This window comes from Neobacillus sp. DZ-9 (genome assembly GCF_059587065.1).
Genome location: NZ_JCAIOL010000005.1, coordinates 300,364 through 323,021, shown reverse-complemented (window position 1 = coordinate 323,021; position 22,658 = coordinate 300,364). Strand labels below are relative to the sequence as shown.

Here is a 22,658-nt window from a genome sequence, read left to right as displayed (position 1 = left end):
CTTGGGGCAACATTGATTATTCATTATTTCTAATCATTTCATTCACCATGGTTTTCATTGAATGGATGACCGTTTTTTTGTACTTCACTGCTAAAATAAGGACCCTGATTTGTTGGGATCGGGATAAATCATGGAAACGGGGCTCTTGCTTCAATAAGGATCGTACAATCGACCAGCTTTTCGGCATTAAGGGAAAATCATCCAGAGGTTGTTTCTTTCGGATACGATAAAACCATGAGGCGATTCCAGGGGATGTGCTTTTATCAACAATACATGGTGCATAGATACTTTTTGTATGTTTCCGAAGATTTTCGAATCGGTCGTGACCGCTCACAATGATATAACTGTCGTCTTTCCGATTTTTTTTGACAATCAAAACAAACATGCAGTCCCACATAAACCTTTGAAGTCTCTTAATGTGCTCCGTTATTTTCATTGATAAATCGGGTTTGATCTTGTTCAAGGGTATATACTGCACCGTGAACTTCATTAGCATCCCCTCCTTACAAATGGAAGCAACTTCGGTAATCTCATATCATTATATGTAGGAACTGGGCTCATGTTTACTAAGGGAGAATCTTTTCCTTTTCTTAATATGACTTGACCCCCCCTTTTTTAAATAATTAATGGAAAATCAACATTCTCGATTTTTCCTCTCTGATACGATATAGTTATCTACAACTTATTGGATTTGAAAGGAGAAATATGGGATGTCTATCGCAGTAATTTATGGGGGAACCCGCCCAAACGGCAATTCGGAACTCTTGACCGATCATGCGGTCCAAGGAATAGCTGCCGAGAAAGTTTACCTTAAAGATTTTATTATCAAGCCAATCGAAGACATGCGGCATTCCCCAGAAGGATTTCAGGACAGACATGATGATTATAACTCTATCCTTGATCGGATTCTTCCGCATGATATTATTATTTTCTCTACGCCCATTTATTGGTATAGCATGTCAGGAACGATGAAAAATTTTATTGATCGCTGGTCCCAAACTCTAAGGGACGCCAAATATCCTGATTTTAAAAAGACCATGTCTTCAAAAAAAGCTTATGTGATTGCTGTTGGCGGAGATAATCCCTACCTAAAGGGCTTGCCGATGATTCAACAATTTAAGTATATCTTTGATTTTATGGGGATTGAGTTTGGCGGTTATATTCTTGGGAAGGGAAGCCAGCCTGGGGATGTATTACAAGACAAAGAGGCATTCTTCGCTGCTTCCCAATTAAATAATCATTTAAAAAATCTATAATTTTAACGGGCTGAACTCCAATGGAATTCAGCCCGTTTTTCCTTCACATTTCAAAAAAACTATGTCTTTCCACTTTACAGACTCTTAGAGAAAAATTTTTATACCATTCACTTTTCCCCTTTGCCTGTGCAGCTTTGTGTTCAACATGTTCCTTCCAATTCTTGATGGATTCCAGCGAATCCCAATATGAAACAGTGATACCTAGTTCCGTATCACGGGCGCTTTCTACTCCTAAAAAACCTTCTTGCTGATATGCTAATTCTATCATTCTATCTGCCATTTTTCCGTAACCCTTGTCGCCTTCAGTTCGCTGTGAAGCAAAGATCACCGCGTAATAAGGCGGCACGGGAGTATTTGCAACCCGACTCATTTAAGTCCACCACTCCTGACAATAAAATTACTTTTTCAAAATGCCTAAAAACTCTTTCCAAGGGCCAACGTCAGCCCTGTATCTCTCAGCCATGACCCGAACAATTTGGGCAATGTGAGTTAAATCATGAACAACCCAAGTAGAAAGCAATTCTCTTACCTTTACAATACCAAGATCAGGGTGTGAACCCGTCAATTCAAGTTGTATATCAGGATTAATTAGCCCAAGGAGTTTGTGTATATTTTGTGTTCTCAATGTTTTAAATTCAAGTAACTTTTGGTCGATGGAACTTTCAACGTTTTTATTTAAGTGTGAAAAACGATCAAATGCGGGGAAAGATTTATTAACTCCTTCCTGAAGAATATATTCCAATCTTGGTAACCAATTAATCTTTTCTGCCTCAATAAGATGCTCAATTACTTCAGAAACATTCCAGGTTCCTTCACCTTCATTGCATTGCAACCAATCATCAGATAATCCAGATAAAAAATTCTCCAATGTTGGAGGAGTACGCTCCAGAACTTCAATAGCTTCTTTCATATTAAAATTCATATTAATGCTCCCTTTTTAGATTAATTCAGCGAGAGACTTTACAATAATCTCTTTCGAAAATATCACTTTTAATGATCCCGATTTACAATATAATTCAATAAATGTTTTAAAAAGGAAGTTTTTCGCGGCACTTCCTGCCACACTTCCATCGCTAAACAGTAATGCTCCCACATCGCTCTTTTCGCGCCATCCATTCCTAGGATAGATACAAAAGTGGAATGATTATGTTCCGCATCTTTGCCAATTTGTTTTCCAAGTAAATCCAAATCTCCTTCAACATCCAGCAGGTCATCCTTAATCTGAAAGGCTATGCCAGCATGACGGGCGAATTTTTTCAAAGCTTCCCTTTCAAGCTCTGTAGCCTTTGCGAGGATGGCAGGCATGATAAGGGAAGCTTCGAATGCAATCCCGGTTTTGTAAAAGCTCATCAAATTCAATTGTTCAAGCGTCAGTGGTTTCCCTCTTGAATCCAAGTCCATTGCCTGACCCTTACACATATCGGCTGTCATTTGCGCCGAATATCGAATCAAGTTCAGCACCGTTTCAGAATCAAACTGGTTAAGGGATGCTTGTTCCTCGATCGCCTTTTGGGTTAGAAAAAGACCGGTTAATTCAGCTATCGCATTGTTATAAACCATGTGCAGCGTTTGACGGCCCCTGCGAAGGTCTGCATTATCCTGTGCGGGCAGATCATCAAAGATAAGCGACGCCGTATGCATATATTCCAAGGATTTCAAAAGGGGCACGATGGCCGAAGGATTTAATCCATATTCGTTGACGCCCATAACCCAAGTCATAATGGGACGCAAACGCTTGCCATCACCCTCAAGACTATAATTGGCAGCATCAGTGATTGGATCTTTCGGTAATGACGCATGTTGAGGTTTAGCGATATACAAGATGCTGTTGATCTGATTGCGGACAGTTTCAATCGTATCTAAAAAATCTTCCTGCTCTTTTCGTTCATTTTTCAAAATGGTTATCATATGGTCCCGAAGCAGTTTATCAAAGAAATCGACATCATCAGCTTTACGGACCATTTTTTGAATAACTCGATTGAAATTCGGAAAGCCAGAAGCGAATAGCTCCATCACTTTAATGTATTCTTCGCTCCCCTTCCGCTCTTTAAAACGCTTTAACCCGTTAATCGCCCGATCTAAAATCACTTCACAGGTCTTGGGGTCTGAACGATACACGTTATGTATTAAATGGGAAATGACCGCCCAGTATAATTCAAACGGATTGATAAGGTCCGGACGCTTATCATGATATTTCATGTAGTAAGTATAGGGTGTTACGGCCCCCTCCTCCATGTCGTCAAACATATCGGCAAAATCATCAGCAAGCTGGTTGTAGATGCCGTAAAAGAATGTTCGGCTTTCAAAGCCTGCATCCTCAGGAGCACTGATCACGGAACGGACAATCAATCGAGAAGATGACGATTTTAAGATAATCGGGACATAAAGCTCATCATTGGTGTACCTGTCATAGGATAAATCCTTTTCACGATCTACTTCTTGTGATTGAAAAAACACAAAGGCCTGTTCGAAAAAATGGATTCTATTATCTGGACGCTGGTGAATTTTAATCGCTTCAAAGGCATCACGGAGTTCTGAATGAATAAAACGAATTAATTCCGCGTTATCACCCTTCCACTCCGCCAATTCCGGCACATTGCCTGTGATAAGAGTGGTCCGTATCAAATTGGAATATTGCTTTTTTTCATCTGCAGACAAAACTTTGGCATCGAGAAGATCGTCAATGAAGGGATAGGTCAGGCCGTAGGCATAGCCAAGCCTAATCGCATGATCAAGTCTTATTGTACGCTCTGCTGGAGATATTTTATCGTCCATCTCTTCAAACTCGTGCATCAGCACACCAGCAATAATTTTAATTAGCTTTCGCTGAGCATTTTCAGCATCCAACCCATCTGGAATATTGGAGGATACAATCTTAAGTTTATTTATCAGCCAGATAATGGCAGTTTCAATGCCTTCCTTCTGAGCCCAGCGGTACAAACCGGCCATGCTGAACATCTCCGTATTGTCTTCCTTATTTGTCAGATGACTTTTTAAATTGTCAACGACACTGCGAACTCTTTTCTTTGTTTCGGGAGAGTCCAAGGCTTTGCCGAGATCCCGCATGTAAAGATAGGAAATGCTTCGATCCAGATAACGGTCTAGTTTACCTCTGTAATGGAGCCATTGGATATAATTGTGGTACCCATTTGGACCCGTTTTTTTTCGAGAAAATAAGGATAGGAATGTATGGTGATGGATATGGTTTTGTTTCCAGGATTGGATATCATCTATTAGTATTGGGACATAGGTCTTTTCTGAGACCAGATCATATAGCGTTTTAAAATAACGAGCAGCCTTTTTCTCTGCACGCTGATAACATTCATCTGAATTAATCATTAGCTCTACATTCATACTATATGATCCCTCAACTTAATATTTTAAATTCTAAATCTACAATAATATTTATTTATTCAATTATACTATAAGCACTATTCGAAACCATTGAGATTCTTTATAATTTAGTAAAAAAGGAAAATTATGTTTGGAGGACGTCTAATTGATTGCTAAACAAAAGGATTTTAATATTAATAATTTTAGATATATTGTACGCTCTGCAACTGAATCCGATGCCCAAAACCTATCTGAGGTTCGATTGCAGATCGATGGCGAAACAGAAAATTTAGATCGTGAACCAGGTGAGGCATACATAGATGAAGCAGGATTTAAACAAATCATTAAAGATGATACCGAAAGTAGCAATAACCTGTTTTTTGTGGCTGAAGCAAATGAAAGAATAGTAGGTTTTTCAAGGCTTGAGGGAAGTAAACTGAAAAGAACCTCTCACAAGGTGGAATTTGGAATTTGTGTATTGAAAGAATATTGGGGATATGGAATCGGTAAAAACCTTTTAAGCGAGTCGATTCAATGGGCTGACTCCAATAATATTAAGAAAATAACACTGAATGTCCTCGAAACCAATGAAAATGCGATCGGGCTTTATAAAAAATATGGATTTGAAGTGGAAGGAGTATTGAAAAAAGACAAAATTCTATCTGACGGTAATTACTATAATACCATAGTGATGGGAAGGTTTAATGGATAGGAAACTAAACGCTCGGCAGCTTAAGCCGAGCGTTTTCAATTATTCTTCAATATTATTTCTATAAAGATCATAGTCTGTCTTAACGAAATGAAAGGCTGCAGCGCTGCCTCCTTGATCAGGATGAGTAATTTTTAATAATTTTTTAAATCTTGCTAAAACCTCTTTTTGCCCTGCCGTTTTTGAAAGTCCTAACTTTTGACGATAATCAAGTGTTTTAGGCTGTAAAATGGTCTGCGGTTTTTCAGCTTCCCTTTTGCCCTCTTTAGAAAGCTCTTCTCTTAATTTTAACAACTCATTCCTTAATTCCATATTTTCTTTCAGTACTTTTATCGTTTCTGCTTGTAATTCATTTATTTCATTTTTTAGGTTAATATTTTCTCTGTTTAGTTTATCCCGTTGCTGAATCAGCGTTTTTATGGAAGATTGATGAAGTTCTTCGATCCCTTTAAGTTGGTCATCCTGAACTTTTATTTTTACTTGCAAATCACGGATGGCCTTATCCTGATCTGAGGATCGAGTTACATGCTGTGAAATGGATTCCTTTGATATGTAATCTGTTATCTGGTCTCTATTTCCAACCCTCTGTATCTTGCCATCATTTAGCCAGCGTTGAACAACGTGGAGACCAGCACTAGCGGAAACACCTGCATCCTTTAACAGGTTAATAGCTTGATCTGTATCATCTAGGATGTATTCGGTTTTCCGAAGTCCTATTTTTCCCTCGTATTTAATTTTTCGCTCCCGCAGCCAGCGCTTCACCGTTTGAATGCTAATATCGTCTGGAACTCCTGCGTTTTTTAACAACTCAAAAGCTTGATCAGTATTCACATTGAACCTCCTATCCCTCTTTTTCTAAAAAGACAGGCTAACATTATAGTAATGGAGTCACTTCACAATGTGAATGGCTATTTAAGACTATTCGATGTTTGGTACATTCGGATTATATTAATTTCATAGTATCGAATTTAACTTGGCTCTACATGGACATGAACATCATATACACCATGGTCTTCCATCATGATTTTTTCAACAAAGGTAGCTATATCATGAGCTTCTTTAATACCGAGCGTAGAATTAACAAGAATAACAACATCTATTACTTCATTATTCCCATAGTTTCTTCCTTTTATTTCTTTTACTCCTTTTACGCCATCCAATTCTTTAATGACATTGTTATATAGATGGATTTTATCTTCATCGAAACCGTCCGAAAGTTCAAGTGAAGCTTCTCTAAAGATGTCCCATGCGGTTTTACATATTAATAATCCTACAACAATAGCAGTTATGCTATCCAGCCAAGGCATATTTAATTGTGAACCCAAAATACCTAATGCCGTTCCTAAACTTACCCAAGCATCGGAAATGTTATCTTTTGCAGCTGCCATTACAGCTTTGCTATTAATCTTAAGTGCTAATTTCTTATTGTAATGGTAGACAAAATACATGACTAGCGCCGAAAAAACACCTACATATGCTGCTATAATATCAGGTGATTCTTTTGTCCCTTTAAAAATGGAGGTACCTGCCCCAATTAACACTTCAAGACCCACCGCAGCCATAATAAATGCAGCAACCATTGACGCTATCGTTTCACTCTTCCGATGTCCGTATCGATGGTTTTTATCAGGTGGTCTTTGTGAAATCTTGAGTCCAATGAGTACAGCAATTGATGCGATGATATCGGTTGTATTGTTAAGGCCATCTGCTTCTAACGCATCGGAATGGCTTATGTATCCAATTACTAGTTTTACGATTGAAAGACATATATAGGCAATAATACTAATGATGGCTCCACGTTCACCTAATTTAAGGTCATTATACTTTTCCTGTTCCATCCTAGATCCTCCCCTTATAGCACTTGATTATGATAACAGCTAAAATACAGGTGGGTCTAGAGCAATCTTTTTGCATCGTTTTATATTAATAAGGGACATGCAAATATGTTGCACAAGCGAAAATTTCACTTGCGGCATACATTGCTATTAGGTATATTATTCTGTCTAATTTTTCCATATATTGTTTGACAAAAGCGAAATCTGCCCTTATTATCAACTCGTACATATTTATGGGAGAGATCTAGATGAAAATTTATGTTGATGCAGATGCTTGTCCGGTAAAAGATATAATTATTTATGAAGGTACCAAGGCTGAAATCCCTGTTATCCTTGTAACTAGCTTTTCTCATTTTTCTAATGCGGAGCAACCATCTGGTGTGGAAACCATTTATGTGGATGCAGGAGCAGATGCTGCGGATTATCGGATTATGAAGTTAGCAGATAAAGCTGATATCATCGTTACGCAAGATTATGGACTTGCCTCGCTAGGTTTAGCAAAAGGCTGTACGGTTCTTCACCATAAAGGGTATAGCTATACAAATGAAAACATCGACCAATTGTTACAAACCCGTTACTTGAGTGCAATGGCTCGAAAAAGCGGAAAGCGTACAAAGGGTCCAAAACCATTTACAGCAGAGGATAGGGAGAAATTTAGGGAGCTTTTTAAAACAGCGATTTCACGTTAAACTAAAGAAAATCTGCTAAATTGACAGTCCTAAACTTCCGCAAAAGCTCCCTTTAATAAGGATGTTATTTGGGTAATGTTGCCATCATCGGATAAAATTCCACTGTCATTACTCCTGCCATAACAGCGGGATCTTCTGCGATGAGTTTTGGAACTTGGTCTTCCCTTTCAACTTCGATGATTGCGAGTCCATGTGGTTCTTTAGGATTTAGAACCGGTCCGAAAACCAAAGCAATCCCCTGTTTCTGTTGTTCTGTCCAATAGGCGATGTGTTGTAGCATGATGTTCCTTTCTTCTTCGGTCATATCCTGATGAAAAGTTGCTCTTGGCGGAGTAGACATTAACATGAAGTGTCTTTTTCCAGTATTATTGCTTGAGATGTTGTTCGACAATACGTATCCCTCCCTCTCGAATTACACAAAGCTAAATTTTCAAATAAGCAAAACTCATTGCCTATTAAACAAGCAAGGCCCTACTGGCCTTGCTTGTTATTTGACTATTACTTTTCCAACCATTCCACTTTGGAAATGGTACCGACATATCAGGTCATATGTACCGGGGTTTGTTGGTGTCACGGTAATGGTTTTTTCTTTTCCTGGCTGGACTTCGGCGTCAATTCCGAGTTTTTCCACTGTGAAGGTGTGTTCTTTCTTACCTACGTTTTTCAATATCAACGGTGTTGATTTTCCATTGAGAAGCGTAATGGCTTTTGGATTAAAGTAATCATCGTTCAATTTAACCTCAATCGCTTTCACCGTCTCCATAGGCTGGGTTTCAGTACTAGATTCGGCAAATACGCCGAGTGTGCCTAGACTTGTCACAACGACAATCATTGTAATCAAAACGACCAATCCTGCTAACCGCTTTTTCACAGACATTCGCAATCCCTCCTTTCCTTACCACTATTTTTTTCTAATTCGCAAAATATTATCAAAATGCATCGTAAAATACCTAGCTTTAAATTAGGGATACTCATGCGCAGGTGCCCATATGGTGATGTTCAATATTAACCCCCTTAACCAACAAGATTAAGGGGGAATGTAAATATTAAGTTAAATCATGAAAGAAATCAGGTACATCACTGCTTTTTAGCGGAAAGTGAGGGGATCTCTTTTCAAGAAACGATTGGACACCTTCCCTCGCATCACCGTTGTTTCCAGCCCACCAGAGAAACTTCGATTCAGCAAGATGTGAGGCACCCGGAGAGTTCTCACTTAGCATGTTCCACAAAAGCTTCGGACAAATCGGTTTGAGGTCGCTGCAGTTTCACCTGCAATTAATTGAGCAATTTCATAGGCTTTATTAAGCACATCGTTCACTTCGTACTGGACCAAGCCAGCCGCTAAGGCCTCAGACGTTGGTATGTATCTGCCCGTATACATCCATTCAAGCGCCTTTCCAATTCCGACAAGCCGAGGCAGAAACCAACCCGAACACGCTTCAGGACCAATGCCTCGTTTGGCGAAAACAAAGCCGATTTTCGCGTCTTTTTTGACGATCCGTTTATCCATGGCAAGTGTCATCGTTAACCCAATTCCAACGGCAGGACCATTGATAGCAGCAATGATTGGTTTTCTCAAGTTGTGTACAACAAGGCTGACCTGCCCGCCTCCATCCCGAAAGTCATCGATTGATTCTGTAGATGAAAACGTCTCCCCACCGCTGCCTAAATCCATTCCCGCACAAAATGCTTTTCCTTCCCCTGTTACGACAAGGACACGAACTTCATCATCCAGATCAGCTTTTTTATATACGTCCACCAGCTCCTCGGCCATGAGGGACGTGAACGCATTCATTCGCTCCGGACGGTTTAAAAAAATGGTTAAAATACCATTTTTAAGTTCCGTTTTAATGGTTTCGTACAAAAATTCTCATTCCCTTCAACTGCCTGGATTACAACTCTTTAAACGTGCTCAATCACCATCGCGATACCTTGGCCTCCGCCGATGCATAAGCTTACGACCGCAAAGCGTCCGTACTGTCGTCTCAATTGGTAAGCCGCAGACAATAAAATTCTTGCCCCGCTTGCACCAACTGGGTGCCCTAAGGCAATCGCGCCGCCGTTCACATTGGTTTTGTTCCGATCGAGTCCAAGCGCTTTTTCTACAGCCAAATATTGAGCGGCGAACGCCTCATTTACTTCAAAGAGATCGATGTCATTAATCGTTAGCTTTGCTCGGTTAAGCGCCTGTTTGATTGCTGGAACAGGTCCGATGCCCATGATGGTCGGGTCTACCCCGGAGACGGCCCAAGATACGATACGAGCAATCGGCTTTAGATTGTTTTTTTGGACAGATTCTTTTCCTGCAACCACAAGTGAAGCCGCTCCGTCATTGATTCCTGAAGCATTCCCTGCCGTGACGGTGCCATCTTTTTTAAATGAAGGCTTTAGCTTGGATAGGGCTTCTAAGTTCGCATCTGGCTTGATATGTTCGTCTTCTCGGATAAGCAGGCTTCCTTTCCTTGTTTTGACCTCAACAGCGACAATTTCCTCTTCAAATGCATGAACGGCTCTGGCAGCTCTTTGGTTTGATTCTACAGTGAAAACATCTTGTTCTTCTCTTGAGATTTCGTACATTTCTGCAAGCTTTTCAGCAGTAAGGCCCATTCCGCAGCCTGTGTATTGGTCTGTTAATGTTTCTAACAGCATGTCATCGAATGATAAGTTCCCCATTTTCGCCCCCGCAAAGCGTTGAGTGAAATTGGCATAGGGCGATTGCGACATATTTTCCGCTCCTCCAGCAAGGACGATGCTTGCATCACTGACTAAAATATGCTGGGCAGCCGAAACAACAGCTTGAAGTCCCGAGCCGCATAACCTGTTCAACGTTAGTGCCGGCACTTCCTGAGGGACACCGCTTTTTAGGCCAATATGCCTCGAGATGTAGGCTGCATTTTTTTCTGAGTGAATAACGTTCCCGTAAATGACATGGTCGATTTGTGCTGGGTCGACCTTTGAGCGGCGCAGCGCTTCTACAGCACTTGCTTTTCCAAGCTCAGTTGCACCCGTTTGCGCGAAGGAACCGCCAAACTTTGTAAACGCTGTTCTTGCTCCATCAATCAAATAAACTTCTGTCAATTTTTTTCCCTCCCAAAAAGGTATTAATAGTTTAAAAGAGTTTCAACTATTTGATTTATATTTATATCTAATAGAAAATCATAAAATTTAACGAGTAGATGCAGCTCAGCACCTACTCGGACTAAAATCAGTATTCCCTTAATACTAGCGAGTCAGTTTACTTGTTTTCTCTGAATCCTTGACAATTTCTGAGGCAAATTTAATCTTTTCTCCCCAATTTATAGAGCGTTGGATGACTACTTTTTGGGCTTGAGGCGAACCTGCCCCATGCATGCATTCAATAATAGGAGTGGAGCCTGTCATATTTTCAACGAGCCTCCCCATTTTAATTCTCTGAAGGGTGTCTACGTTTTCTCCAGTACTATAGTATTTGTGAATATATGGAGCAATCCTTGGATTATCTAGCTCTTTTTCGGAAGGCAAGGTTGCAACAAAGCCGCCTGCAATATCCTGTGACAGCTTTGTCACTTCAGGATAATATCGGGCAGTATTCAACTTTGAAGCATTGGCAAGGACCGGATCGACAAAAGCGGTTCCACAGCCATTTTTGGAGCAATTAAACGAGCAAGCAAGGGCCCCGCTGTACATGGTTTCCACTAAATGAGCCATCTCGGATAATTTCTCCTTCACATGACTGGCCTTTGATATTCCATGCATGTCAGCAAGAGAGGCCGTTGCCCCGATCAGGACATCCAGATTACCTGCTTTACAGGCTCCGTAATTTTGGCGATGGTAGGATGCGAATCGATCCACTAGCTTGCCTGTATACTGCGTTTCCTTATACATAAAGACACGTTCCCAAGGAACAAAAACATCTTCAAATATTATCAGCGCTTCTCCGCCAACTACGCCATATTTGGCATTTCCTTGATCGACTTTCCCTTCCCATTTACGGCTATCATTTACCTGTCGCCCAAAGACATAAATAATCCCTTTTGCATCTGCGGGAACAGCAAAGGAAAGCGCATAATCGGCATCATTTGGTGACATTGCAGTACCAGGCATGACTAAAATCTGATGTGAATTAATGGCGCCGGTTTGATGCATTTTTGCACCGCGGACCACAATCCCATCTTTTCTTTCTTCTACCATCCTTACATAAAGATCCGGATCATGCTGTTCGGAAGGCCTTTTGGAACGATCTCCCTTTGGATCTGTCATGGCTCCATCTGTCATAAAATCATTATTTTGCGTTTCGATTAAGAAGCGCTTAAATCTTTCATGGTATTTCGTCCCAAGATCCCGGTCCATCTCCCAAGTGGTGGAGTAGAGGGTAATGAGTCCATCCATTCCAACACATCTTTGAAAGCAAGTCCCGGTTATTTGTCCCGCAACCCTGAGCATCATCGCTTTTTTAACGAGGTCCTCCTGGGTTTGGGGAATATGGGTCCAACGGTTAATTTTCTTTCCGGTAAGATGGGAGATGGCACTGCCAAGCTCCTCATACTTCTCTTCTGTCCCTAATTTATACGTAACGGAAGCAGCATTTATATGTGGCCGCATGGCCGGGTGATCGACTACATTTTCGATCCTCTCACCCATAAAGTAAACTTCCTTCTTCTGATTGCGGAGACTTTGAATATATTCCTCAGGTGTCATCATAATTATCATCCTCCTGGGTTATTGTTACTACCAATCTACAAGTTTACCTCGGAATAACCGGCAATAAAATATGCGATGGATATCTTTCACTATGAAAGACTCGTTGTTCTGCAGATATTAACTCTTTGCTGTTTTTACCTGATTCACCCGTATTGGTATTGCGGTCAAATCGAGGAAAATTGCTGCTTGAAATCTCTACTCTTATCCGGTGTCCTTTTTTAAATAAATTACTGGTTGCCAATAAGTCAATTTCATAGCGATATACTTCATTTGGTGTTAGGAGTGATGGCGGCTGATTTGTGTCCCTGTTTTTGGCGCGAATAATGCCATCCACGATGTTATAGGCCTTGCCATTAGGATGAACATCTACAAGCTTAGCCGTAAAATCGGTATCAACAGCCGAGCTTGATGCGTATAAAATCGCCTTTACTGGTCCAGTTACTTCTAAGTCCTCCTCTAATACCTCACTCGTATATACTAATACATCTTCCCTCGTTTCTAGGAATTGCTGGTCGATTGGGCCGCGCGGATAATTCATAGGCATTAAATGGTTGCCGCCAAGTGTCGGTATAGGATTTTCCGGGTCATAGATATAACAATCGAAACACTCCTCCTGCGGCAGTTTGATCGATAATGTCCCATCCCCAGCTTTAGTATTGGCTTTTCCATTACTATTGAAGTAAAAAGGTGTATAAACGGTTCGTTGTAATGGCCACTCCTCTTCATTCCGCCATTTATTCTCACCCATAACAAAAATTTTCACAGGAGACTCTTCATCGATTCCGTTTTCGATTCCTTTTAACCAATGATCAAACCATTTTAATTGCAGGCTTGTTAGATCTATCTTATAATCCAGCATCAGGCTCGAAGCACTTAAGCCAAAATTCAGATCCCCAACTGTTGGTGAAAAGCCTGCATGTGCCCATGGTCCAATCATCAGTTTTATATTTTTTTTCTGTTTTAATTTTTCGAAATGCTCGAGGTCCTGCCCTAACAGGAGATCATACCAGCCAGCAATACCGAATACAGGAACATTCAGCCTTTCAGATTTTTCTTGAACACTTATATCCAAGTGGTAATCGTCTTTTGTTTCATGTTCCAAAATATCGTGAAAAAAGGAGGCAAAACCGTCGCCAAGTTTGAGCCATTCACTGTCTTGAATAGGCAATTGATTAAATCCGGCCTCTTCAATATGGTCGATGGAATGAACGAGTGTCATAAATTCTTTGATAAAGTCCTCTTTCCCTTGCTTTGCCTTGATAACAGCATTAGGGCCAATCGTTGCTAATGTCCAGGAAATGATCAGACCAAGTTCTAGCGCGCCTCCACGGTACATAAATACATCAGTTCCCCAGGTTATTGGAAAGATCGCTTTCAGATGAGGCGGCTGCATGACGGCCGCCTGAAATTGAGTCATTCCCTTATACGACAAGCCGTACATACCAACATTTCCATCTGAGTAAGGTAAAGAGGCTGCCCATTCCACTGAATCGTACCCATCGTTATATTCATTTTTATAAATATAAAAGGGGTCCCCCTCTGAATCAAAGCGTCCACGGACATCCTGAATAATGACGACATAGCCTTGATGGGCTGCCGCAATGGGATCTAGGACCATTGTGGTTAGAGGGAGAAATGTCCTATTGTATGGCGTTCGTTGCAGGAGGACGGGATATTTTCCTTCTCCTTCAGGGCGAAACACATCTGCATACAAGGTCGTGCCATCTCTCAGAACTGCAGGGACATTTTTTTCATGAATAATTTTACTCATAAAAACCTCCTTATTTTCTTATAATGGCTGGGGTTGGATCAATATAGGTTTGAAATGATTTCTCATAGGCTCTGCAAGCTTGTAACACAAGTTTATCAGCAAACCGGTTCCCTGCTGCTTGCAATCCGACTGGAAGTCCCTTCTTTGTCAGTCCGACTGGTAATGAGGCAGCAGGATGTCCTGTCAGGTTATAGATTTGAGTCATCATCCAACCTGTAGCTGAGTTCACACTTTTCCCATTAATCATGGATGGTCCCTGGAGGTGATGTTCAAAGGCGGTTACTGCGTTCGTTGGGGAAAGTAATAGATCGTAATTGTTCAAGATTGCTTGGATCTTTTTCCAAACAATGGTCCGTTTTAGTTCGAGAGTTTTATAGTCGATGGCGCTAAATTTCCTGCCTATTTCGATCATCTTTGCCATTCCTTCAGAAAAGCTTGCAGGGTTACGATCAAAATGCTCACCATAACCAGCAGCAAATTTAACACACCACAATCCCGAAAAAGTTCGTACAAGTTCTTTTAAGCTAAAACCGAAATCGATTTCCACCTCTTCCACTTGAGCGCCAAGCTTTGCAAAATTCTGAACCGCTTTATCAATGACTAGGGCAACTTCTTCAGAAACTTCATATAATCCAAAATTCCGGGTATAGGCGATTTTTAACCCTTTTATGTCTATATTAAGATCTGTGTAATCTTCGTTTTCTACTGGAAACGAACTAGGATGGCTGCGATCAAATCCTTGCATGACAGAGAATAACAATGCCGCATCTTCCACTGTCCTTGCCATTGGCCCGTTATGTAGGTACGGATGTTCAGACCCATAGAAATTACTGCGATCCCCATCATTAGGAATGACACCATATGTTGGCTTTAAGCCAAAAACCCCCGTAAACGCAGCCGGTATCCGAATGGACCCGCCCCCGTCACTTCCTTCGGCAAAAGGCGCAAGTTTAGCGGCAACTGCTACGGCAGAACCACCACTGGAACCCCCAGGCGTTAAATGGTCATTCCACGGATTTTTCGTCACGCCAAAAAGAGGATTGTCTGTTGTCCCTTTATGGCCAAACTCGGGTGTATTCGTTTTCCCTAAGACAATAGCCCCTGCCGCTTTTACTCTTTGTAAAAAAATAGGATCATAGTCTGGAACATAGTCTTTAAAAAGCGGTGAGCCATATGTGGTTAACATCCCTTTTGTCGGAGTTAAGTCTTTAATCGCAATCGGGATACCGTGAAGTTTCCCCAGCTTCTCCCCCTTCATGACGGAATCTTCCGCTTTTTTTGCTTCTTTCATTGCTTGTTCATTGACAGTAACATAGGCATTCCATTTTGAGTTTTGTTTGTCAATTCGGTCTAAATAAGCGCTTACAACTTCTACTGGGGATAGTTCCTTTTGTTTAATTAATGTTCCTAATTCGGTTGCAGTGAGATCGGTTACTAACAAGATTTACACCCTCTTTTTAAAAATGGATTTTTATCAAAAACTATTAAATCAAACTACACTTTAAATTTTATTATACATTAAAGGAAAATTATGTGAATTAAATTGCATTTATATTCTGAATATTTTAATTAATTAGCTTTAATAAAGAAACCGGCTTACTAAAATATGATTAAGCCGGTTTTTGTAGATAAATATTAGTTTTCCTCTAAATAATCAATTGCAAGTGCCATGAAATATCGAATAGAATCCATAAACTTATCAATTTCAACATACTCATTTGGCTGATGAGCGAGTGTCGGCTTTCCAGGACCAAAGATAATGGCAGGGACCTGCAAATACGGGCAATAAACCGATGCATCGGTATAATAGTTGACACCTAAAGGCTTTAAATCTAGGTCTAGATGATTTTTCCCTGTTGCAATCGCCAGTTGAACAAAATCATCAGATTCGCTAGTACCAACCGATTCCATACTATTAATAACCGATAATTCATACGTTGCTTCTGATTTGGCAGCAACCGTTTTGATCAAATTCTCAATGTCTATTAAAATACGTTCATTATTTTGTCCGGGAACGGTTCGGATATCAAGGGTCATCTTGCATTGATCAGGAACCACATTGGTTTTTACGCCGCCTTCAATCGTTCCGATATTCATAGTCGGGTGGCCCAGTACGGGATGCGGTGTGTATTCAAATTGATAGGTTTTTAAACTATTGATAAAATCGTTCATCGTTAGAATTGCATTGATACCCTGGTCGGGCATGGAACCGTGTGCTGTTTTTCCGTAGGTAGTAATCTCCAGCCATAAACAGCCTTTATGTGCATGAAAAATTTGGTTTTCACTAGGTTCCGATACAACTAATGCAGTAGCCTTGTCAATTTGCCCCTTTTCGACTACTTTTTTTGCACCGAAGCCATCCACCTCTTCTCCCGCTGTTCCAACAAACTGAAGCTTCCCTTTAAGTTTCACTCCTGCCTGCTCTAAATACTTCATAGCAAGGACCATGGCGGCAACTCCGCCCTTCATGTCTGTTGCACCTCGGCCATATACTTTGTTGTCCACTATTTCACCGGAAAATGGGTCATGTTCCCACTCGATCTTCCCTGGTGGCACTGTATCGAAATGACCGCTGTAAATTAGATACTTTTCATCTGTTGTCTCATTTGGATAGGTAACAAATAGATTCGCCCGGTTGTTCCCGAGATCGTCTAATTTAACTTGAAGATTGCTAGTTTTCAAATAAGCTTGTATGGCCTCAGCGACCCTTTTTTCATTTCCTTGTGGATTCACGCTATCCACTTGAATCAGTGACTGTAAAAATTCAACAGACTCTTTTTCGTTAATAACATCAAAAATAGCTGATTGCAAAATAGACATAACAATACTACCTCCCTTTAATCAAAGATACTACCTGTCACAACAGGCAGTATCCAAATTAATCCAGCATTACTTTGAATGGTCGCCAAGCCATTTTTCAAGGATTCCATTTAACTTTCCGGTCATGGCTAAGGAAACATGTCCTGCATCGACACTTAAATAGGTTTTATCTTTACTTGACACTAAATCCATTAATGGCTTGCTTTGGCCTTCAGGGATGAGGTTATCGTTTTTCGAGCTGACAACCAGCAGATTGGCCTTGATATTTGCTAAATCCACTTTTTGGCCATGAATCGTAAACTCGCCTTTTACCAGTTTGTTTTCTTTAAAAAGATCGATCGTTAATTGCCGGAAAGCTCCGCCCGTTAATGGAACATGTCCTTTTGTCCATGTGTTCATACGGCGCCACTTTTCCACAAATCGCCTGTCATTAGCGCGGGTTAAAAGTGTAACATAGGGACTATTGTAGATGGGAGAGGTTACGGACCTGAACATCGCCTCTACGAAAGAAGGTGGAATAACCCCAAACACATCGATTATATGGTCTAGATTGACCTCACCTTCCTTTAGTCCTTCCTCCCATTGATCCGGCAGTGCTGCAACACTAAAATCAATTGGAACGGTGGCAACAATCAGATTCCGAATAGGTTCTTCGGCAATCGCTGCATACATGGCTGCGAAGGTTCCGCCCAGGCAATATCCAATAACGGAAACTCCCTCCGCACCAGAGTGCCTTAAAGCACGTTGAACCCCTTTTTTAATATATTCAGCAATATAGTTTTCAATATTTATATCCTTATCTTCGTCACCAGCAATGCCCCAGTCTAATAAATAGACATCATAGCCATTGTTGACCAGGCCTTCAATGACACTGGATCCAGGAGCAAAATCAAGAATAGTAGGCCGGTTAAACAAGGAATAAATCATAAAAATAGGTATTTCATATTTTTTCTCTACAGCAGCATAATGCCACAAGGTTGCTTTATTTTTTTTCCAAATCGCTTTTCTTGGGGTATGATTGGTGCTAGGCTCGGGACCAATAACGGTATTTACGAATTCCCGCCAGCGCTCCACTTCTTTTTCAATATCAATAATAGTTGTTGCCAACCTGACTCTCCTCCTAGCATTTACTTAGTTAAAACTAATTCACGCTCGTGTTTTTGGCTATTTTCTGCCAACAATAATTTAAGACTGATAATCTCTTCTTTTAAACTATTCATTTCAGCTAGATCCCTTTTAATCTCTTGAAGTTCGGTATGAATCTCCCTAACCGTTTCCGATTCTTTTTTCTGTTCCGTTTTAAGCTGTTTCATTTGCTTAAGCATCTCACTAGTGATTTTTGCAATACTACTGTTTTCATTATTGGAAGCTTCGATGGAATCCTGTAAATTCCAAATCAGTTCCTCCAGGGCATCAAGCTTTTCTTCCGTTTGAATCGTTAGTTTTGCTGCATTTGTTATATCTCTTTTTGTCGGTAGATTTAACAGATTGGCTGCTTCCTGTTGATATTTTTGAAGCAACTCTAGAAAACGTGCCTGGATATCTGAGCTAATGGAAGCCATCTTGACTGCTTCACGATTGTTTGTCCACGATTGAATCATCTCATTCGTTTGTTTTTCCCATTGGTTCATATAGGTTTGCCACGTTTTATATGGATCAAATTCTTTTTGGTCTGCCATTGTCATTCTCCTTGTCTGGATGATTAGTTGAATGTGACTTTGTTTATGTTTAAAGAATGTTTAACTAACAGATTTTTCATTATCGATTGTGTTAACGGAATCCTTCATTACTTTCTTTTCCTTTAGTATGATCGAACAAAGTGCCGCTACTGCCGAAACGATGGCAAAAAAGATGAATACTCGGCTAAAATTCTGTGTTCCATTAGCCCCTACTGTAACTAAATAACCGGCAATTAGCGGAGAGATAAAGGAGCCTAATTGACCAATTCCATTTGCTAAACCTGTAGCACTTCCGACAATTTCCTTTGGATAACGCTTTGGTAAATAAGCATAGATAGAGCCAAAGTTTAAGTTTACAAAGAATCCAACCAGCAATAAAAGTGTAAGTAAAAGACCGGTATTTCCTTTTTCTACTGAACCAAGCATCCATAGAACAGGAATACTTCCGATATACCCTATCAACGCAACCGGCTTCATCCGATGAACCACATTATCCATCAGCCAGCCGCCAAGCATCATGGCAAAGAATGCAACGATATATGGAGCAGAGGCGAAAAGGCCCATTTCCTTAATATTCAACCCGTGCTGTGTAACCAGGAACGAAGTTAACCAAGTGGAAGTTCCCCAATAAACGGCCAACTGACAAAATAGACATAATGTAAAAACATAAAAATTAACATCTTTTAGGAAAACGCCATAGGCTTTTCTTTTCTCTTCCTTCGACAGCTTTTTAGGAGCAACGTTTTCTTCCTCGAGATCTTGATCCTTACTCAATTTTCCTTTTTCAATCATTTCTTTTGGAGAATCTGCTACAAACTTCCATAATAAAAAGATTCCAAGTACCCCAGGGATCGCGAGTACATAGAATACCGGTCTCCAAGCACCGCCAAAAAAGGAAACGGAAATACTTGTGACAATGACAGGAACGATGGCAGGAGCTACTGCCCAAGAGGTGGCGAAAAAGGAAACCGCTCTTCCTCTTTCTTTAAAGGGAAACCAGTTATTGATCGCACGAATGGCAGGAGCAAAATGATGTCCTTCTCCAAGTCCTAAACCAATTCGAAGGGCAATAAACTGAGCAAAGTTTTTGACCACACCTGTTATCGCTGTAACGAAAGTGAACACGGTAATAGCAATATACATAACCCGTTTCGAGCCAATTTTATCAGCAAGGAAACCTGCGCTGATTTGGGCTGCGGCATATGCAAAGAAGAATACAGAAGCAAGCTGGCCCACCTCAACAGGTGTTAAGTGTAAATCCTTCTGAATGAACGGTAAAAAGGTTAAGACCGCCATTCGGTCAAAATAGTTAATAATATAGACTAACCAAAGTATGACAAGAACCCAATAACGATATCCCCAAGCTTTTTTCATAATCGCTGACATGTTCCTCTTCCTTTCGTTCGAAAAAATTATTTTATTTGGTCTGAAGGTTCCTTAATACGTTCTTTAAAACCTTACCACCCGGATTTCGGGGCAGCTCTGAAACAAATTCGATTAGTTTAGGAACCTTATAATTTGCTAATCTCTCGGCCACAAAATCTTTTATATCTTTCTCCTCGAGGATTTCCCCCTCCTTCGGGACGATCACGGCTTTAACTACTTCTCCAAATAGTTCATCTGGAACGCCTACCACAGCCGCTTCCAATACCTTTGGATGATTATAAAGGACATTTTCTACCTCGATGGAGAATATTTTTTCACCGCCACGGTTGATTAAATCTTTTTTGCGGTCGACAATATACACAAAACTTTCCTTGTCGATTTTGGCCATATCGCCTGAGCGCCAATAGCCATTTAAGAAGGAAGCTTGGTTGGCCGTTTCATTGTTCCAGTATCCCTCAACGATCATCGGGCCCTTAATTAATAATTCGCCCACTTCACCAGGCCGACACAGTTCATCCTCCTCGTTGACAACCATCATTTCCCCAACCGGAACGGGCAGGCCGACCGAGCTCATTTTATCTTCGTTATAAAGTCTAGGCATGATGGTGGCTGGTGAAGAAGTTTCCGTCGCGCCATAGGCATTATGCAAATACGAATTCGGAAAATACTTCTTCAACTTATAGATGGTTTCCGAAGACATTGGCGCTCCCCCGTATGCGATACAGTTAACATTTGGATAACTGTACAATGAAAAATTCGGATGGGACATCATCATAATGTAAATGGTTGGAACGTTAAATAAAAAGGAAACCTGTTCCTCAGCAGTTAACTGAATGAATTCTTCCGTTTTGTATCTCCTCATAATAACGGAGGTTCCGCCGACTCTTACCATGTGAAAAAGCTGGCCGATTAAGCCTGTCACATGGAAAAGAGGAACAGCGATTAACGTCTTAGCTTCGTAATAGGTGTGCAACACCATTTCATAATTCATCGAGCTGTGAATGGCACCCAAATGACTGCCCACTGCCCCTTTGGGAAGTCCGGTTGTTCCAGAGGTATACATGATAAATAACGGGTCATCCTCTGACACATCAATGTCCTCAATAGAAGAGGTCTGCTCTAAAATTTCATATGGCAGATAGTCTTTTCGTTTCGGAGTTTGATTCCCAATCAGGAAGAAATATTGAACACCTGGAATCGAATCCTCATCTCTCATGGCTTCAACCTTATGTAAGAATTCATCATCAACAAACAAAATTTTACTGCCCGACTGTTCGAGCATAAAGGTAAGTTCTTTTTCTTTTAACCTTGTGTTAAGCGGCACCACAATGGCTCCTAACCTGGCACAAGCGAATACTAGAAGACTAAATTCGATGCTATTCCCTAATAAAAGAGCGATTCGGTCTCCTTTTTTCACACCCATGGATTTTTGCATATGTCCGGCAATCTTCTCCACACGGTCCTTCATATCTTTATAGGTTAATCGATTTCCATCCATGACAAGAGCTTCTTGGTCTGGATAGTTTTGCACCGACTCTTCGAGCATCGAGTAGAGGTTCTTGGGACGATCTTGGAACACCTTTACTTCACGATTAAAGTGGAATTCATTGACGATATTCATTTTTAAACCTCCTAAATCATTAGCATTATCGTGCTGTATAGCCTCCATCAACATGCAGTACCTGACCAGTTACATATTTTGAAGTATCAGAAGCTAAGAAAACGACTGGTCCAACAAGGTCAGAGGTTTCTCCGATTCGTTTAATCATGGTAGAACTAATGATTTTTTCCGATCTTTCCGGATCAGAAAGCCATTCCTTCGTCATTGGAGTGATAATATAACCTGGTCCAATGGAGTTAACCGTAATGTTATGAGGAGCTAATTCCTCCGCCCAAACCTTTGTTAATTGGTTAATGCCTCCTTTACTTGCCGCATAGGAAGTTTGAAACTGCATGCCGATTGTTCCAAGAATCGATGAGATGTTAATGATTTTTCCATAGTTTTGTTTAATCATCTGCTTTGCACAAGCTTGCCCTACTAGAAAAAGTCCTTTGAGATTGACATTAAAAACGGTATCCCAATCACTTTCTTCTACCTCTACCAGCGGTTTGCGGATGTTCATTCCGGCGTTGTTGACTAAAATATCAAGCGAGCCGAATTTCTCGACAATTTGAGTAACCAATTTTTCTACCTGGTCTTTTTTTGTCACATCGCATGGAATATAAGTGGCATCAATATTCTTTTCTTTTAGTTGTGAAACAGCGTTTTCCCCTTCCGCTGTCCCACGGCTGGAAATGACCAGTGTAGCACCATAATGCCCCAATGCCTCTGCCATTCCATAACCGATGCCTTTACTTCCACCTGTGACGAGCGCCACTTTTCCTGTGAGATCAAATGTTGGTATGTTCATACCCTTTTACACCTTCCAATCTTTGCTTAAGCTATTTTTGAAATACTGAAAAATGCATACATATTTTCTATTTGCAAAAAGCGTGCCAA

23 protein-coding genes are annotated in these 22,658 nt (G+C 40.7%); 3 read left to right on the top strand and 20 right to left on the bottom strand.

The genetic code is table 11. From position 1 onward, the window contains the following. Positions 1 to 16: 16 nt before the first annotated feature. Entirely contained in the window at positions 17 to 490 is a 474-nt protein-coding gene (locus AC59HZ_RS16510; protein ID WP_496546884.1) for a hypothetical protein, read from the bottom strand. Between the two features lie 220 nt (positions 491 to 710). On the opposite strand from AC59HZ_RS16510, the gene AC59HZ_RS16505 reads away from it, so the two are divergent. Further along, positions 711 to 1,256 carry a flavodoxin family protein gene (locus AC59HZ_RS16505; RefSeq protein ID WP_496546883.1) on the top strand — a complete coding sequence of 182 codons (546 nt, stop codon included), beginning with the start codon at positions 711 to 713 and terminating at the stop codon, positions 1,254 to 1,256. Positions 1,257 to 1,299: 43 nt separating this feature from the next. Here the strand turns inward: AC59HZ_RS16505 and AC59HZ_RS16500 are convergent, their stop codons facing one another. The 3 genes from AC59HZ_RS16500 to AC59HZ_RS16490 all read right to left on the bottom strand — a co-directional run bounded on the left by AC59HZ_RS16500 (position 1,300) and on the right by AC59HZ_RS16490 (position 4,610). Next, entirely contained in the window at positions 1,300 to 1,626 is a 327-nt protein-coding gene (locus AC59HZ_RS16500; RefSeq protein WP_496546882.1) for an antibiotic biosynthesis monooxygenase family protein, read from the bottom strand. Positions 1,627 to 1,653: 27 nt separating this feature from the next. Continuing rightward, positions 1,654 to 2,178: a DinB family protein gene (locus AC59HZ_RS16495; protein WP_496546881.1), complete on the bottom strand. Its 525-nt coding sequence runs from the start codon at positions 2,176 to 2,178 to the stop codon at positions 1,654 to 1,656. Positions 2,179 to 2,246: 68 nt separating this feature from the next. Beyond that, a complete protein-coding gene (locus AC59HZ_RS16490) occupies positions 2,247 to 4,610 on the bottom strand; it encodes a polyprenyl synthetase family protein (protein ID WP_496546880.1) in 2,364 nt (787 codons plus the stop codon). Between the two features lie 145 nt (positions 4,611 to 4,755). Here AC59HZ_RS16490 and AC59HZ_RS16485 point away from each other — a divergent pair, with 145 nt between their 5' ends. After that, entirely contained in the window at positions 4,756 to 5,301 is a 546-nt protein-coding gene (locus tag AC59HZ_RS16485; RefSeq protein WP_496546879.1) for a GNAT family N-acetyltransferase, read from the top strand. A gap of 39 nt (positions 5,302 to 5,340) precedes the next feature. Here the strand turns inward: AC59HZ_RS16485 and AC59HZ_RS16480 are convergent, their stop codons facing one another. After that, a complete protein-coding gene (locus AC59HZ_RS16480; protein WP_496546878.1) occupies positions 5,341 to 6,129 on the bottom strand; it encodes a hypothetical protein in 789 nt (262 codons plus the stop codon). Positions 6,130 to 6,266: 137 nt separating this feature from the next. Then, the gene (locus AC59HZ_RS16475) at positions 6,267 to 7,136 is read right to left on the bottom strand and encodes a cation diffusion facilitator family transporter (RefSeq protein ID WP_496546877.1); all 870 of its coding nucleotides are present in this window, start codon (positions 7,134 to 7,136) and stop codon (positions 6,267 to 6,269) included. Positions 7,137 to 7,381: 245 nt separating this feature from the next. On the opposite strand from AC59HZ_RS16475, the gene AC59HZ_RS16470 reads away from it, so the two are divergent. Further along, on the top strand, positions 7,382 to 7,822 hold the full coding sequence (locus AC59HZ_RS16470) for a YaiI/YqxD family protein (protein ID WP_496546876.1): 441 nt from the start codon (positions 7,382 to 7,384) through the stop codon (positions 7,820 to 7,822). Positions 7,823 to 7,886: 64 nt separating this feature from the next. Here AC59HZ_RS16470 and AC59HZ_RS16465 read toward each other — a convergent pair whose 3' ends face one another. From AC59HZ_RS16465 to AC59HZ_RS16400, 14 genes are all read right to left on the bottom strand, one after another. After that, positions 7,887 to 8,213, bottom strand: coding sequence for a YciI family protein (locus AC59HZ_RS16465; RefSeq protein ID WP_496546875.1), 327 nt, complete (start codon positions 8,211 to 8,213; stop codon positions 7,887 to 7,889). A 96-nt stretch (positions 8,214 to 8,309) separates the two neighbouring features. Beyond that, complete coding sequence (locus AC59HZ_RS16460) at positions 8,310 to 8,699, bottom strand: cupredoxin domain-containing protein (protein ID WP_496546874.1); 390 nt, start codon at positions 8,697 to 8,699, stop codon at positions 8,310 to 8,312. Between the two features lie 169 nt (positions 8,700 to 8,868). After that, a complete protein-coding gene (locus AC59HZ_RS16455; RefSeq protein ID WP_496546873.1) occupies positions 8,869 to 9,042 on the bottom strand; it encodes a hypothetical protein in 174 nt (57 codons plus the stop codon). After that, on the bottom strand, positions 9,036 to 9,686 hold the full coding sequence (locus AC59HZ_RS16450) for an enoyl-CoA hydratase-related protein (RefSeq protein ID WP_496546872.1): 651 nt from the start codon (positions 9,684 to 9,686) through the stop codon (positions 9,036 to 9,038). The genes AC59HZ_RS16455 and AC59HZ_RS16450 overlap by 7 nt, the downstream gene beginning before the upstream one ends. 38 nt (positions 9,687 to 9,724) lie before the next feature. Then, on the bottom strand, positions 9,725 to 10,900 hold the full coding sequence (locus AC59HZ_RS16445; RefSeq protein WP_496546871.1) for an acetyl-CoA C-acetyltransferase: 1,176 nt from the start codon (positions 10,898 to 10,900) through the stop codon (positions 9,725 to 9,727). A gap of 144 nt (positions 10,901 to 11,044) precedes the next feature. Then, entirely contained in the window at positions 11,045 to 12,502 is a 1,458-nt protein-coding gene (locus tag AC59HZ_RS16440) for a 4-hydroxyphenylacetate 3-hydroxylase family protein (RefSeq protein ID WP_496546870.1), read from the bottom strand. 43 nt (positions 12,503 to 12,545) lie between these two features. Next, positions 12,546 to 14,273, bottom strand: a complete 1,728-nt coding sequence (locus AC59HZ_RS16435) for a CocE/NonD family hydrolase (RefSeq protein WP_496546869.1) — start codon at positions 14,271 to 14,273, stop codon at positions 12,546 to 12,548. Between the two features lie 10 nt (positions 14,274 to 14,283). Continuing rightward, on the bottom strand, positions 14,284 to 15,714 hold the full coding sequence (locus AC59HZ_RS16430; protein ID WP_496546868.1) for an amidase: 1,431 nt from the start codon (positions 15,712 to 15,714) through the stop codon (positions 14,284 to 14,286). A 194-nt stretch (positions 15,715 to 15,908) separates the two neighbouring features. Next, positions 15,909 to 17,093, bottom strand: coding sequence for a M20 family metallopeptidase (locus tag AC59HZ_RS16425; protein ID WP_496546867.1), 1,185 nt, complete (start codon positions 17,091 to 17,093; stop codon positions 15,909 to 15,911). Positions 17,094 to 17,162: 69 nt separating this feature from the next. After that, positions 17,163 to 18,200 carry an alpha/beta fold hydrolase gene (locus tag AC59HZ_RS16420; protein ID WP_496546866.1) on the bottom strand — a complete coding sequence of 346 codons (1,038 nt, stop codon included), beginning with the start codon at positions 18,198 to 18,200 and terminating at the stop codon, positions 17,163 to 17,165. A gap of 20 nt (positions 18,201 to 18,220) precedes the next feature. Then, positions 18,221 to 18,772, bottom strand: a complete 552-nt coding sequence (locus tag AC59HZ_RS16415) for a polyhydroxyalkanoate biosynthesis repressor PhaR (protein ID WP_496546865.1) — start codon at positions 18,770 to 18,772, stop codon at positions 18,221 to 18,223. Between the two features lie 60 nt (positions 18,773 to 18,832). Continuing rightward, entirely contained in the window at positions 18,833 to 20,158 is a 1,326-nt protein-coding gene (locus tag AC59HZ_RS16410) for an MFS transporter (protein ID WP_496546864.1), read from the bottom strand. Between the two features lie 31 nt (positions 20,159 to 20,189). Beyond that, entirely contained in the window at positions 20,190 to 21,779 is a 1,590-nt protein-coding gene (locus tag AC59HZ_RS16405; RefSeq protein WP_496546863.1) for a class I adenylate-forming enzyme family protein, read from the bottom strand. Positions 21,780 to 21,804: 25 nt separating this feature from the next. Next, a complete protein-coding gene (locus tag AC59HZ_RS16400) occupies positions 21,805 to 22,569 on the bottom strand; it encodes an SDR family NAD(P)-dependent oxidoreductase (protein ID WP_496546862.1) in 765 nt (254 codons plus the stop codon). Between the last annotated feature and the right edge of the window lie 89 nt (positions 22,570 to 22,658).